This is a genomic window from Actinomyces dentalis DSM 19115, from assembly GCF_000429225.1.
In the GTDB taxonomy this organism is placed as follows: Bacteria; Actinomycetota; Actinomycetes; order Actinomycetales; family Actinomycetaceae; genus Actinomyces; species Actinomyces dentalis.
The window spans coordinates 23727-38237 of the sequence record NZ_AUBL01000040.1 but is presented as its reverse complement, the minus strand read 5'-3'; the positions used below and the strand labels follow the sequence as shown (position 1 = coordinate 38237).

Here is a 14511-nt window from a genome sequence, read left to right as displayed (position 1 = left end):
TCTTGGGCCTCGTGCCGTTGCGCCTGTTGGTGCGATGCGGGGTGCGCTCGTAGCGCCCCGCGCCGATCACGGCGGCGGCCTCGGCGTCGACCAGATCCTGCAGCCCGGCCTGGAGCAGGCGGCGGAAGACGTCATCGTGAGCCAGATCCGGGTCGGCAAGGACTTCCCGGATCAGCGTGGACACGGCAGACTGGTTCGTGGCGGGCATCGTGGGTGCACTCCTTGTGAATCTGGCTGAGGAACAGGGCTCCCACGATGCCCGCCGCCCGTGCCGACGACCCCGGGCGGAAGCCCCGCGGGAATTGCCACCACACTAAGAGACGCACCCTGCTGTTCGAACGCGAGGAGGACCTGAGGCATCTCCGAGCCAGGATCCGGAGAGAGTTATCCACAGGGCGTCGGGAGCCTGCGGGGCGTCGAAGTCCACAGGGCTCCGACGCGTTGGGGGCTCGCCGTCCCACATCCCCGTCCTCGACGGTTCCGGCGAGGCGGCGCCCTGGTCGTATGAGGGCTCGCCGCGAAGGAGGACACCGACCGCATCGGCGCGGCGCACGATGCGGCGGCTCGACTCCGCGGGATGGGAAAGGGGCGCAGTAGACGCTCCGGCGTCGCCGGCGTCGCCCGCCCGAGCGGAGCCGCCCCGCCCGAGCGGAGCCGCCCCGCCCGAGCAGCACGGGCGGCGCCAGTGCGGTGAGCGCTATCACCCGCCCGGGATCCCGCTTCGCCGCCGACCGCCGCACCCCATAACGACGACGACCGCACCGCCCTCACGAGCGAGCAGATGGGCGGAGAGAGCCCCCGGCGGAGGGCATTAGGGGAAGAAGAGCCACAGGGAGGAGGTCTCACAGGGGAAAGAAGAGCCCCGACGGAGGGCATAGGGGAGGGGGACCCGGAGGGGAGGCGCAGGGGGTCGGAAGGGGAGGCCCGGTGGAAGAACAGGGGGAGGATGGGGAAAAGGTGGTGGAGCCAACGGGACTCGAACCCGTAACCCCCTGCTTGCAAAGCAGGTGCGCTGCCAATTGCGCCATGGCCCCTGTGGGGCGGTGATATGAAGTTGGAGAGCCCGGGCTCTGCGCCCCGTCAGACCGGCTCGACCGCGATCGCCCCGGCTCTCGGCCGCAGTGGCCGCGCCCGCCGGTGCGCGTCCGGTCAGCGCCCGCCCGTCCGGTCAGCGGCCGGGCGGATCGGGAACCTCGGTCCATGGTGCGCGCTCGAGGCGCCCGCCCTCGCAGCGGAGCCACGCGACGTAGCCGAGCACCCCCACGAACGAGAAAACCGCGGCCGAAACGAGCATCCGGTTCCTCATGAACCCTCCCATCGTCCCACCGCGGGCGGTGGGCCTAGCTGGACTCGAACCAGCGACCTCATCCTTATCAGGGATGCGCTCTAACCGACTGAGCTATAGGCCCGTGCGACCGGATGAGATTAACCCACGCGGTCTCAGGCGACCAAATCGGATTACTCGTCCGCCAGTGTGAGATGAACCCCACCGACGAAGGCGGCCGTCACATTGTACAGGAGCGCGCCGATGGTGGACAGCGCCGTCGCCAGGATGATGTTGATGACCGCGATGATCGTGGCCATTGAGATCGCCCGGGAGAGCTTGAGGTACTCCAGCAGCGCCGTGTAGGCGTTGGAGTCGGAGTTCAGCACCGTGCTCGCCAGCTCCTTGATGGTGGAGAACACCTTCATGGCGTCGAGCATGAACCACACGAAGGCGGTCGCCACGACGAGCATGATCCCCGCCGCCACGCTCAGCAGGAAGGAGACCTTCATGACGGAGAGTGGGTTGATGCGCGTGAGCGATAGACGCACGCGCCGCGGACCCGCAACGGTCTTCTTGCCCTTCTTCGAATCCTTGGACGACGCCGGGGCGTCGGCTCCGCCGTTCTGGGCCTGTATGGGGTCGGCCGCGAAGGCGGCGGTGCCCTGGTTCTCAGCCTGCCCACCCGGGGATGGGAAGGACGCCGGCTGGCTCATGCCTGCTCCTCACTGTCGGTGCCGTCGCCCGACGATACCGCGTCATCGCCACCCCGCGCAGGTCCCAGGGGCGACGAAGGAACGATGCCCTCCTCACTCTCCTCCCCGGGCTCCCCGGGGCCGTCCGCCCGGTCGTCGTCGAGCTCGCGCTCGGCGCTGCGGGCCACGGCGATAATGCGGTCGCCGTCGTCGGGCTTGGCGAAGGTCACGCCCTGCGTGGCCCGGCCGGTGCGGGAGACCTCGGCCACCGCCGAGCGCACGACCTTGCCCGAGGCCATGATGCACAGGACCTCGTCGCCGGGCGCGGTCACCAGCGCGCCCACGAGGGAGCCCCGCTCCTCGACCAGGTTGGCCACCTTGACCCCCAGCCCGCCGCGCCCCTTGGTCGGGTAGTCGGCGACGGCGGTGCGCTTGGCGTAGCCGCCCTCGGTGACGACGAACAGGTCGGCGTCGCCCCACTGCGGGTCGACGACGTCCATGGCCAGCAGCGAGTCGCCGGTCCGGAAGCGCATGCCGGTCACGCCGCTGGTGGCGCGGCCGGTGGGCCGCAGGGTCTCGTCGTCGGCGCGGAAGCGCAGGGACTGCCCGCCGCGGGAGACCAGGAGGAGGTCCTGGCCGGCGCTGAGCAGGGAGGCGGAGACCAGCTCGTCGCTGACCCCGTCCCCGTTGGCGCGCAGGTTGATGGCGATGACGCCGCCGGAGCGGTTGGAGTCGTACTCGCTCAGGCGGGTCTTCTTCACCAGGCCGCGGCGCGTGGCCAGGACGAGGTAGTCGGCCTGGCCGTAGTCGCCCAGCTCCATGACCTGGGCGATCTCCTCGCCCGGCTGGAAGGCCAGCAGGTTGGCCACGTGCTGGCCCTTGGCGTCGCGCCCGCCCTCGGGCAGCTCGTAGGCCTTGGCGCGGTAGACCCGGCCCAGGTTGGTGAAGAACAGCAGCCAGCGGTGGGTGGTGGTGACGAAGAAGTGGTCGACGACGTCGTCCTCGCGCAGGGCCGCGCCCTTGACGCCCTTGCCGCCGCGGTGCTGGGAGCGGTAGGCGTCGGTGCGGGTGCGCTTGGCGTAGCCGGAGCGGGTGATGGTGACGACCACGTCCTCCTCGGGGATGAGGTCCTCCATGCTCATCTCGCCGTCGAAGGGCACGATGCGGGTGCGGCGCTCGTCGCCGTACTTGTCGACGATCTCGGCCAGCTCGCCCGAGACGATGCCCCGCTGGCGCTCGGGGGAGGCGATGATGTCGCGCAGGTCGGCGACCCTGGTCCGCAGCTCCTCGGCCTCGGTCTGGATCTTGAGGCGCTCCAGGGCGGCCAGGCGGCGCAGCTGGAGGGACAGGATCGCCTCGGCCTGGACCTCGTCGACGCCGAGCAGGCCCATGAGCCCGCTGCGCGCCTCGTCGGTGGTGGGCGAGCGGCGGATGAGGGCGATGACGGCGTCGAGGGCGTCGATGGCCGTCAGCAGGCCCTGGAGGATGTGCAGGCGCTCCTCGGCCCGGCGCAGCCGGTAGCGGGAGCGGCGCACGATGACGTCGATCTGGTGGGCCACCCAGTGGCGCACGAAGCCGTCCAGGCTCAGGGTGCGCGGCACGCCGTCGACCAGGGCGAGCATATTGGCCGGGAAGTTGTCCTGGAGCTGGGTGCGCTTGTAGAGGTTGTTGAGGACCACCTTGGCCACGGCGTCGCGCTTGAGGACGATGACGAGCCTCTGGCCGGTGCGACCACTGGTCTCGTCGCGGATGTCGGCGATGCCGCCGACCTGCCCGTCGCGCACGAGCTGGGCGATCTTGTCCGCCAGGTTGTCGGGGTTGACCTGGTAGGGCAGCTCGGTGACCACCAGGCACTGGCGGCCCTGGATCTCCTCGACGCTGACCACGGCCCGCTGGGTGATGGAGCCGCGGCCGGTGCGGTAGGCGTCCTCGATGCCGCGCCGGCCCAGGATGGTGGCCCCGGTGGGGAAGTCGGGACCGGGGATGCGCGCGATGAGGGCCTCGAGCAGCTCCTCGCGGGAGGCGCCGGGGTGGTCGAGGAACCACTGGACGCCGGTGGCGACCTCGCGCAGGTTGTGCGGGGGGATGCGCGTGGCCATGCCCACCGCGATGCCCTCGGAGCCGTTGACCAGCAGGTTGGGGAAGCGGGACGGCAGGATGACCGGCTCCTGGTTGCGCCCGTCGTAGTTGTCCTGGAAGTCGACGCTGTCCTCGTCGATGTCGCGGACCATCTCCATGGCCAGCGGCGCCATCTTGCACTCGGTGTAGCGCGGCGCGGCGGGCCCCAGGTTGCCCGGGGTGCCGAAGTTGCCCTGCCCGGCCACCAGCGGGTAGCGCAGGGACCACCACTGGACCAGGCGCGCCAGGGCGTCGTAGATGGCCGCGTCGCCGTGCGGGTGGTAGTTGCCCATGACCTCGCCGACGACGCGCGAGGACTTGGAGAAGGAGGCGGTGGGGCGGTAGCCGCCGTCGTACATGGCGTACAGGACGCGGCGGTGGACCGGCTTGAGGCCGTCGCGCACGTCCGGCAGGGCCCGGCCCACGATGACGCTCATGGCGTAGTCGAGGTAGGAGCGCTGCATCTCCATCTGGAGGTCGACCGGCTGGATGCGGTCACGGGCGGGTTCGAGCTCGGTGGTGGTCTCGCTCACGGCTGTCCTTTGCTGAAGTGGTGCGGGTCGGGTTCCGGCATCGGCGCGGCGCGCTCAGATGTCGAGGAACCTCACGTCGGCGGCATTGCGCTGGATGAAGGAGCGGCGCTGCTCGACGTCGTCGCCCATGAGGATCGCGAAGGTCTCGTCCGCGTCGGCGGCCTCGTCGAGGGTGACCTGCTTGAGGATCCGGGCCGCGGGGTCCATGGTGGTCTCCCACAGCTCGTGGTCGTTCATCTCGCCCAGGCCCTTGTAGCGCTGGATTCCGCCGTCCTTGGGCAGGCGGCGGCCGGCCTGCGCCCCGGCCCTGAGCTTGTGGTCGCGCTCGGCGTCGGAGTAGGCGAACTCGTGATCGGCGTTGGACCACTTGAGGCGGTACAGCGGCGGCATGGCGATGTAGGTGTGGCCCTGCTCGATGAGGGGGCGCATGTAGCGGAACAGGAGGGTCAGCAGCAGGGTGGCGATGTGCTGGCCGTCGACGTCGGCGTCGGCCATGATGACGATCTTGCCGTAGCGCAGCTTGGAGATGTCGAACTCCTCGCCGATGCCGGTGCCGAAGGCGGTGATGAGGGAGCGGATGGTGTCGGAGGACAGAGCCCGGTCCAGCCGCGCCTTCTCCACATTGAGGATCTTGCCGCGGATGGGCATGATCGCCTGGTGCTCGGGGTCTCGCCCGCCGACGGCGGACCCGCCCGCGGAGTCGCCCTCGACGATGAAGATCTCGCACTCGGCGGCGTCGCGCGAGGAGCAGTCGCGCAGCTTGCCGGGCATGGAGGCGGACTCCAGCACCCCCTTGCGGCGGGTGGCCTCGCGGGCCTTGCGGGCGGCCAGGCGCGCGGCGGCGGCCTGGGTGGCCTTGGTGATGACGGCCCTGGCGTCGGCGGGGTGGGAGTCGAGCCAGTCGCCCAGGCGCTCGTAGACGGTCTGCTGGACGAAGGTGCGGGCCTCGGTGTTGCCGAGCTTGGTCTTGGTCTGGCCCTCGAACTGGGGCTCGGAGAGCTTGACGGAGATGACGGCGGTCAGGCCCTCGCGGATGTCGTCGCCGGTGAGGTTGTCGTCCTTGTCCTTGAGCAGGCCCTTGTCGCGGGCGTACTTGTTGACCAGGGTCGTCAGCGCCGTGCGGAATCCCTCCTCGTGGGTGCCGCCCTCGGTGGTGTTGATCGTGTTGGCGTAGGTGTGGACGGACTCGGAGTAGGCGCTGGTCCACTGCATGGCGATCTCCAGGCTGATGCCGCGGGCGGCGTCCAGCGCCCGCTCGGCCTCGAAGTCGATGATCTCGGGGTGGACGAGCTCGACCTTCTTCGACCGGTTGAGGAAGGCGACGTAGTCGCGCAGGCCGTGCTCGTACCAGTAGGTGACGGCGCGCCGGCCCTTGACGGGGTCGTCGGCCGGGCCCAGCGCGTCGCCGGTGATCTCGTCGCCCTCGTCGTTGACGCCCTCGCGCTCGTCGGTGAGCGTGATGCGCAGGCCCTTGTTGAGGAAGGCCATCTGCTGGAAGCGGCGGCGCAGGGTCTCGTAGTCGAAGACGACCGTCTCGAAGATCGCCGGATCGGGGTAGAAGACCTGGGTGGTGCCGGTCTCCTCCGTGGCCTCGCCCCTGATCAGCGGCGTGATGGGCCTGCCGCCGCCGCCGAAGCTCATGCGCCACACGTGCCCCTGGCGCCGGACCTCGGTGTCCACCCGGGTGGACAGGGCGTTGACCACGGAGATGCCCACGCCGTGCAGGCCGCCGGAGACGGCGTAGCCGCCGCCGCCGAACTTGCCGCCGGCGTGCAGGATGGTCATGACGACCTCGACGGTGGGCTTGTGCTCGGTGGGGTGCTCGTCGACGGGGATGCCGCGGCCGTTGTCGACGACCCTCAGGCCGCCGTCGGCCTGGATGGTCACCTCGATGTGGTCGCAGAAGCCCGCCAGGGCCTCGTCCACGGCGTTGTCCACGACCTCGTACACCAGGTGGTGCAGACCGCGCTCGCCGGTGGATCCGATGTACATGCCGGGCCTTTTGCGAACGGCCTCGAGGCCCTCCAGGACGGTGATGTCACTGGCCCCGTAGTCGGCGGATCCCTGCCCGACGCCCGTGTCGGCGGGGGCGGTGTCGGCGGGTGTGGTCACAGGCTGATCCTGGTCAGACACGTGTTCGCTGCTCCTCGTTCTGTGCGCCGGACGGATACCCGCCACCGCCCCTGGAAGGCGGCTGACAGGGCCTGCCCCCGTGGCATGTAGGTGGGTACCCCCGCAAGGCCCTGGGCGCACCATGGGCGATTCCAGAGCGATTCTAGCCCTACTGGCGGGCCCGGCCGCGCCGGCGGGCGCGTGGCGTTGCGGGGCGTGGGCAGGATCACCCGTAGGTGTCCCGGGGTCCGCGAGCGCCCCGCACGGGCCCGAAGCGCCCGCGCGTCCAGTCCGGCGCGCTCGGCCCCAGCACCCGGATCTCCACGCGCGGGGGGTTGCGCGGGCGCGCGCGGCGCATCTCCTCGTCCACCGCCCGCTGGATCGTGGGCATGAGCAGCCGCAGCTGCTGGGCCCAGGCGCTGGAGGAGGCCCGCAGCTCCAGGCGGCCGATCTCGAAGGACACGACCTCGGCGTGCTCGGCGATCTGGGGGCCCACGATCTCGGACCAGCGCACCGCCAGCTGCGCCATGGCCAGCTTGCCGGCCCAGCCCCGCTCGGCGAAGGCCCGCCGCAGGTCCGCGCCGCCCGGGCGCGGGTCGAAGCGCGTGGGCCCGGGGCGGTCGCGGCCGGGGGCCAGGCCGGGGCCGCGGTCGAGCTCGGGGTCCTCGTCCGCACGGGGCCGACGGCGCCGGGGCGCGTCCCAGGCGGCCACGCCGTCGGCCCCGGCGGCCCCGCGGGCGAGCGAGCGCCGCGCGTCGCCGCCCCGGTGGGCGCGCGCCTGGGCGCGGGCCAGGATCTGCAGGGCCAGGGCGTCGACGTCCTCACCCGGGGGGAGAGGATCCTCACTCACGGCTCGGCCCCGGGCTCACGGCTCAGCTCCGACCCGTCCACCCGCCACCGCGCCCCGGCCAGCTCCCCGGGCACGTCGTGCTCGGAGGCGGCGGTCACCAGCGCCTGCTGGGCGCCGGCCACGAGGCGGGCCAGGGCCCGGCGCCGGGCGTCGTCCAGGGAGGAGAAGACGTCGTCGAGCAGGAGGACGGGCTCGCCGTCGCCCCCGTAGGCGTCGACGTCGTGGCGCAGCATCTCGTAGGAGGCCAGGCGCAGGGCCAGCGCCAGGGACCACTGCTCGCCGTGGGAGGCGAAGCCGCGGGCGGGCAGGGGGCCCAGGAAGAGGGACAGGTCGTCGCGGTGGGCGCCCACGAGGTTCGCGCCGCGGTCGATCTCCCTGGCGCGCAGCGCCCCCATGGCCGCCTCCAGGCGGGCGGCGACGGCGCCGGCGTCGGCCAGCCCGGCCTCGACCTCCGGACGGCCCCCGTCGGTGCGCGCACCGCCGGTGCGCGGGTCGGGTTCGGGAGCGCCCTCGTGCAGGGCCAGGCTGGAGCGGTAGGCGATGAACGCGGGGGAGGGGTCCGCGCTGACCGCCCCGTACGCGCCGGCCACCCAGGGGCGCAGGCGCTCGACGACGTCGACGCGCGCGGCGATGAGGCGGGAGGCCGCCGCGGCGAGCTGGGCGTCCCACACCTCCAGGGTGGACAGCATCGAGGCGGTCGGGGTCCGGGCGGCGCGGGCGGACCTGAGCAGGCCGGCGCGCTGGGCGAGGATCTTGTCGTGCTCGGCGCGCACGCCGGCCAGGGCGGGCCGCAGGGTGACGGCCAGGTCGTCGAGGAGCCGACGGCGCCCGGCCGGCTCCTCGCGCACCAGGGCCAGGTCCTCGGGGGAGAACAGGACGGTGCGCAGCACGCCGAGCAGGTCGCGGGGGCGCACGGACCCCCGGTTGAGGCGGGCCCGGTTGGCCCGGCCGGCGATGATCTCCAGCTCCATGACGGTGGGGCGCCGGCCGTGGACGACCCGGGCCCGCAGCACCGCCCCGCCGGGCTGCTCGTCCCCCGGCCCGGCGCGGCGCACGAGCGCGGTGTCCGCGCCCGCGCGGTGGCTGGACAGGCCCGACAGGTAGTCGACGGCCTCGATGAGGTTGGTCTTGCCCTGCCCGTTGGGGCCGATGAGGGCCGTGACCCCGGGCTCGAGGGAGACCACGAGCCGGCGGTAGGAGCGGAAGTCCTCCAGGGAGAGGTCGGAGACGTGCACGGGCGCGGGCCCGCCGGTCTCAGGCGCCGAAGCGGATCGGCATGATGAGGTAGCGGAAGGAGGGGTCCGCCTCGCCGCCGATCTCGCTGACGCCGGTGAGCACCGCCGGCTTGGACGGGTGGGTGAAGTCGAGGGTGACGTAGGGCCGGGTGATGGCGCCCAGGCCGTCGAGGAGGTAGCCGGGGTTGAAGGCCGTGGAGATGTCCTGGCCGTCGAGGTGGGCGTCGAGCCGCTCGGAGGCCTGGGCGTCGTCGCCGGTCCCGGCGTCCAGGGCCAGGCCGTCCCCGGTGAAGGACATGTGGATGGGCGTGGAGCGGTCGGCCACGAGGCTCACGCGGCGCACCGCGGCCATGAGCTCCTCGCGCCCGACGGCGGCGTGGATCGTCGTCTCCTCCGGGAACAGGCGCAGGACCGGGGGGTAGTCGCCGTCGGTCAGCAGGCTCGTGGTGCGCCGCCCGCCGGCCTCGAAGCCGATGAGGCCGCTGGACGAGGCGCCGGCCTCCGTCAGGGCCACGGTGACGTCGCCGGTGGAGGTCAGGGACTTGGCGACGTCGGACAGGGTGCGGGCCTTGAGGAGCGCGTGGGTGGTCAGGCCCGCGTCCTGGGGCGACCAGGTCATCTCGCGCACCGCCAGGCGGTAGCGGTCGGTGGCCATGAGGGTCAGGCGCTCGCCCTCGACCTGCATCTGGACGCTGGTGAGCAGCGGGAGGGTCTCGTCGCGGGAGGCGGCAATGACGACCTGGGCGACGGCCTGGGCCAGGTCGTGGGCGTCGACGGTCCCGGCCACGCCGGGCATGGCCGGCAGCGCCGGGTAGTCGTCGGCCGCCATGGCCGCCAGGGAGAAGCGGGCGGAGCCGCAGGAGACCGCGACCTTGGTGCCCTCGACCTCCAGGTCGACCGGCTTGGCAGGCAGGGACTTGGCGATCTCGGCCAGCAGGCGGCCGGAGACGAGCACGACGCCGCCCTCCTCGACGTCGGCGGGGACCTGGCAGCGGGCCGAGACCTCGTAGTCGAAGGAGGCCAGGACCAGGGAGCCCTCGTCGGCCTCGAGGCGCACACCGGCCAGGACGGGTACCGGGGGACGGACCGGCACGGAGCGGGCGGTCCAGGTGACGGCCTCGGCAAGGACGTCGCGGTCAACCCTGAGCTTCACTGTGCACTCCTGTCTGCGCTGCGCAAGTCCCGCCCGCGCGAGTGGGCAGGACGATCCGTAGGGAGTCTAGACGCACAGGCCGCATCCACGTCCATTCGCGGCGGGTTGCAGGCCGATGACGACGGCGCGGCGGGCGGTGGCGGGGGAGCGGATCGTCCGGATCGTCCGGGGCGTGCCGGTGGAAGCACTCGTCCGGGGCGTGCCGACGGAAGGCGCCGCAGTCCTCGCCCCGGCTGGTTCCGGGCTCGTCCCGGGCTTGCCCCCGGCTCGCGCCGGTCTGCGCCGGGCTCGCCCGGGGCCGTCCCGGACCGGCGTCGGAGCGGCATCGACCTCGAAGCTGGGCCCGGATCGCCTTCGTTGGCAGTTCATGGGTCATCTCGTGAATTAGTAATTTGTAGGTGTTGTAGGAGGTGTGGATTCTGGGGAAAACCCCAGTTTGCGGCGTCATCCCGGGGGTTGAGGGTGTGGACTTACAGATGTGTAGTTCTGTGGACTACTGGCGGTGCCGGTGGATAAAACTAGGAGGCGCCCTCGAGTATCCCCAGCGGGGTCCGAGTGATCCACACCTCGAACCCGACTTATCCACCGTCTGTCCCCAGGGTTATCCACAGGGGTGGAGAGCGGATCCACAGGGGTGGAGGGGCGGGACGCGCCGTTGTGGAGGTGCCCGCGCCTCCCCTCGCCGGAGGCGCGGGCACTGCCGCGCCGGGCCAGCTGGGCGGTCCGCATCCAGGTCCCCGTGCGGGAGGGCGGGGCCGGCTCCTCCTCTTCGGCTGCGGCTCACCGCGGTGCTCCCGCGACACCGCTCGCCCCGGGCCGTGCCGTCGGCGCGATCGCCGTGGGCGCGCAGCCCGGTACGGCACCCGCTCGCCCCGGGCCGCGCTGTCCGGTCGAAGCCGTGGGGGTCGATCCGAGGCGGGCGGGAGCCGCAGGGACGACGCCCCCGCCTCCGCCCCATCCGGGCGCCCCCATCCGGGCGCCCGTCCCGACCGGGGTGCTCGGATGGTGGACATCGTCGGAGTGCTATTGCGGACCAGGATCGGGTCGGAGCTGGAGGGCCTCCTGGCTCAACGCGGGCGCGGGCCGCCCTCGCACCCGTTGCGCACGACGCAGTAAGGGCCTCCCGGCTCAACGCGGGCACGGGCGGGCCGGTGGACGCCGCTGCACGCGGGGCCGTCGCCACACCCGTCCCGTTCGCCCCGTCCGTCTCGGCGCGGGCGTGGACGGGCCGGTGGCGGAGCGATCCGGCGGCTCAAAAGGGTGGCTGGCGCATATCTTTCACCCTCCGCCCCGCGCTCCTCCCGTCCCGAAGTGGCGCAATGACGCCATTCCCCGGACGCGCAGGGGCCGCCGCGCACCCGAAAGATACGCGCCGTCCACCTTTTTCCGCCCCGCCGACGCCCCAGGCCGCAACGGCGGGGCCGCCGGAGGCCTCCACCGCGCCCGGACCGTCATCGACACCGGCTCGGACCGCGACGGCGGGGGCCGCCAGCCGGTCGCCCCGCGGGAATCACCGCACCGCCCCGGGTCCGGCCCGCATCAGCCGGATCCGCGCCGATGCTGAGTCGGCCGCACCGGCCGGGGGCGTCGCGACCCGATTCCGGTCCCCGCTCCATCCCGATCCGCTCCGGTCGGTCCGCGAGAACGTCACATAACCCGCGAGAACGTCTGCCCGGGGTACGTTCTCGCGGGTTGCCCGGCGATCTCGCGGGTCAAGCGACGATCTCGCGGAGGGCGGGGCGTGCGGGGCGTGCGGTGCGGCTCCCGCGGGGCTCCTCCCCGACGGCGCGGACGAGGGGCGCGGCGTGGTCCGTCCCGCCCGCCCTCGTCCGTGAGGCCGGCGCGAACGAGCGCACCGACGCCGGGACGGGGACCCGCACGGGCACGGCGACGAGACAGCGGTGACCAGGTCGCCGGGCTCGGCGCCCCGAGGACCCGCACGGGTACGGCGACGGGGCCCGGCCCTGACAGCGCGCCCGACCCGCGTCATCATGGCCGCACCGGGGAGCCGCCCGCCGCCGACTCCGGGCCTGCCCGGACCCGGCTGGCGGGACCCGAAGCCAGGTTGGCCCGGGGTTGGTTTGCGTAATTCCGATAGTCTCCTCAACGAGATCCCGGGCCCGGGGCCGGTTCGGACCGGTCCCAGCTTGCGTAATGCGAGCTCAGCGCGACGCAGTCCATCCCACCTCGCGCCGTGCGAGTCCAGCGCGACGGAATCCGCCTGCGCTCGATTCTTGCGAGCCCACCTGGCGCAATGCGACCTGAGGTGACATCACCAATTCGACTCCCCCGGGGGCGAGGGCTCGCACGGCGCCTGGGACGGCGTCCGGGGCGGGTTCTCGCCGGAGCGTCTCGCCACCGGCCCGGGGTCGGCGGGGTGCGGCGGCGGCGGGGTGCGGCGGCGTCGGGGCGGGGCGGCGCGCGTCTCAGCGGGGCGGCGTCTGGGCGGCCTGCTTGATGCGGCTGGTGAGCTCGGTGACCTCGTTGAAGGTGGAGCGGCGCTCGGCCATCTGCTTGCGGATCTTGCGGTTGGCGCTCATGACCGTGGTGTGGTCGCGCCCGCCGAACTCCCGGCCGATCTGGGGCAGGGAGAGGTCGGTCAGCTCGCGGCACAGGTACATGGCCACGTGTCGCACGTGCACGAAGGTCTTCTTGCGGCTCTCGTTGCACAGGTCGTCGATGGTCATGCCGAAGTAGTCGGCCGTCTGCGCCATGATGAGGGCCGAGGTGATCTCCTCCCCGGCGGGGTCGGAGATGATGTCCTTGAGGACCATCTCCGCCAGGGTCCGGTCGATGGGCTGCTTGTTGAGCGAGGCGAAGGCGCTGACGCGGATGAGGGCGCCCTCGAGCTCGCGGATGTTGGTGGTCACCCGGGTGGCGATGTACTCCAGGACGTCCATGGGCAGGTCCAGGCCGTCGGCGCGGGCCTTGCGGGACAGGATCGCGGTCCGGGTCTCCAGGTCCGGCGGCTGGACGTCGGTGGTCAGCCCGACGACGAAGCGCGAGATGAGGCGCTCCTCGAAGCCCTTGAGCTCGTGGGGCGGCTGGTCGGAGGTCAGGACGATCTGCTTGTCCTCCATGTACAGGGCGTTGAAGGTGTGGAAGAACTCCTCCAGGGTCTGCTCCTTGCCGCCCAGGAACTGGACGTCGTCGAGCAGGAGGATGTCGACCTTGCGGTAGCGGTCCTTGAAGCTGTCCATGTGGCCGTCGGCCACGGAGGCGATGAAGTCGGAGACGAACTCCTCGCTGGAGACGTACTTGACGCGGATGCCGGGGTAGAGCTTGCGCGCGTAGTTGCCGATGGCGTGCAGCAGGTGGGTCTTGCCCAGGCCCGACCCGCCGTAGATGAACAGGGGGTTGTAGGCGCGCTGGTTGTCGTCGACGGTCAGGTCGAGGGGGTTGAGGTTCGCCCGGGCCGGGGCCTCGGCGACGGCGAAGGCCGCGGCCCGGGCCAGGCGGTTGGAGGCGCCCTGGACGTAGGTGTCGAAGGTGTAGCGCGGGTTGAGGCGCGAGGCGTCGGGGTTGAGGCTCGTCCGGGACTCCGGCGCCGCCGTCGGCTGCGGGGTGGACAGGTAGCCGCCGTAGTCCGACGGCGGGACGGCGGTCAGCTGCTCGGCGCCCGGCACGGGGGGCGGGGTGACGGGCAGTGGGGTGATGGGCGTCACGGGGGTGATGGGCGTCATGGGCGAGGGCTGCTGCGGCAGGGGGGTCGGGGTCGGCACCGGGCCGGTCGGCCGCGCGAAGGACTGGCTCAGCGAGGGCCCGGGGCGGGAGCGGGAGGAGATGGGCTCCGCGGAGGTGTCGATCGTCACCTCGAAGGCGACGTCGCGCCCCCACACCTGGGCCAGGGCCCGGCTGATGGCGGGGCGGTTGAGGTCGATGATATTGCGCGCGAAGGCGAATCCGACGACGAGCACGAGGACGCCGTCGACGTCGATGACGCGCGTCATGCGCAGCACGCTGACCTTGCCGGGGCCCAGCTCGCCCGAGGCCGCGAGCAGCTCGAGGGCGGCTTCCCACTTCATGGTGGCCTGGTCGGGCACGGCGCCCTCCTGATGACGGTTCGGACTGGTTCGGGGCGGTGGCGCAGGAGCACTCCTCAGTGCCGCCGGAAGGCCCATCATGGCGGTGATCCACAAGGTTGTCCACATGGGGTGGACAACCGGGTGAGATCATATGGCGCGCGCCGGTCGGTGCGCGGGAGGGCCGACGACGGCGCGCCCGCGCCCGCGACGTGGGCGGAACCTCACCGCTCGGGCGGCTCATCCGTTTGACCCCGCCCGAAGACGAACCGTATCGTGGTGCAGACGTTCGTGTGGAGTCACGTCCCGGTCCATGGGACAGCCAACGCGAGCGACGGCGCCGCGATCCTCGCGATGCGCCGTTCCGATCGTCGACTCAGGAGTACACCCGTGACCAAGCGGACCTTCCAGCCGAACAACCGTCATCGCGCCAAGGTGCATGGCTTCCGCAAGCGCATGTCCACCCGGGCCGGGCGCGCCGTGCTCGCCGCGCGGCGCCGCAAGGGCCGCGCGCGCCTCGCCGCCTGAG

9 protein-coding genes and 2 tRNA genes are annotated in these 14511 nt (G+C 72.4%); 1 reads left to right on the top strand and 10 read right to left on the bottom strand.

The genetic code is table 11. The features are described 5' to 3' along the window. The 10 genes from G446_RS0109880 to dnaA form a co-directional block, all read right to left on the bottom strand. A partial coding sequence (locus G446_RS0109880) for a transposase (RefSeq protein WP_026410016.1) occupies nt 1–208 on the bottom strand: 208 nt, incomplete at its 3' end. Nucleotides 209–958: 750 nt separating this feature from the next. Continuing rightward, a tRNA-Ala gene (locus G446_RS0109875) sits at nt 959–1034 on the bottom strand. Between the two features lie 301 nt (nt 1035–1335). Beyond that, nucleotides 1336–1409: transfer RNA gene (locus tag G446_RS0109865), tRNA-Ile, on the bottom strand. Nucleotides 1410–1458: 49 nt separating this feature from the next. Next, on the bottom strand, nt 1459–1980 hold the full coding sequence (locus G446_RS0109860) for a DUF3566 domain-containing protein (protein ID WP_026410015.1): 522 nt from the start codon (nt 1978–1980) through the stop codon (nt 1459–1461). Next, complete coding sequence (gene gyrA, locus G446_RS17270; RefSeq protein ID WP_034470012.1) at nt 1977–4610, bottom strand: DNA gyrase subunit A; 2634 nt, start codon at nt 4608–4610, stop codon at nt 1977–1979. The genes G446_RS0109860 and gyrA overlap by 4 nt, the downstream gene beginning before the upstream one ends. Nucleotides 4611–4664: 54 nt before the next feature. Next, nucleotides 4665–6722, bottom strand: a complete 2058-nt coding sequence (gene gyrB / locus G446_RS0109850) for a DNA topoisomerase (ATP-hydrolyzing) subunit B (RefSeq protein ID WP_034470010.1) — start codon at nt 6720–6722, stop codon at nt 4665–4667. A 226-nt stretch (nt 6723–6948) separates the two neighbouring features. Further along, complete coding sequence (locus G446_RS0109845) at nt 6949–7572, bottom strand: DciA family protein (protein ID WP_026410013.1); 624 nt, start codon at nt 7570–7572, stop codon at nt 6949–6951. Further along, a complete protein-coding gene (recF, locus tag G446_RS0109840) occupies nt 7569–8807 on the bottom strand; it encodes a DNA replication/repair protein RecF (protein ID WP_026410012.1) in 1239 nt (412 codons plus the stop codon). Before recF ends, G446_RS0109845 begins: the two co-directional genes overlap by 4 nt. A 19-nt stretch (nt 8808–8826) precedes the next feature. Next, complete coding sequence (dnaN, locus tag G446_RS0109835) at nt 8827–9960, bottom strand: DNA polymerase III subunit beta (protein ID WP_026410011.1); 1134 nt, start codon at nt 9958–9960, stop codon at nt 8827–8829. 2426 nt (nt 9961–12386) lie between these two features. Further along, on the bottom strand, nt 12387–14003 hold the full coding sequence (gene dnaA / locus G446_RS0109825; RefSeq protein ID WP_026410010.1) for a chromosomal replication initiator protein DnaA: 1617 nt from the start codon (nt 14001–14003) through the stop codon (nt 12387–12389). A gap of 369 nt (nt 14004–14372) precedes the next feature. Between dnaA and rpmH the strand changes: the two genes are divergently transcribed. Then, nucleotides 14373–14510 carry a 50S ribosomal protein L34 gene (rpmH, locus tag G446_RS0109820; protein WP_026410009.1) on the top strand — a complete coding sequence of 46 codons (138 nt, stop codon included), beginning with the start codon at nt 14373–14375 and terminating at the stop codon, nt 14508–14510. Nucleotide 14511: the final 1 nt, after the last annotated feature.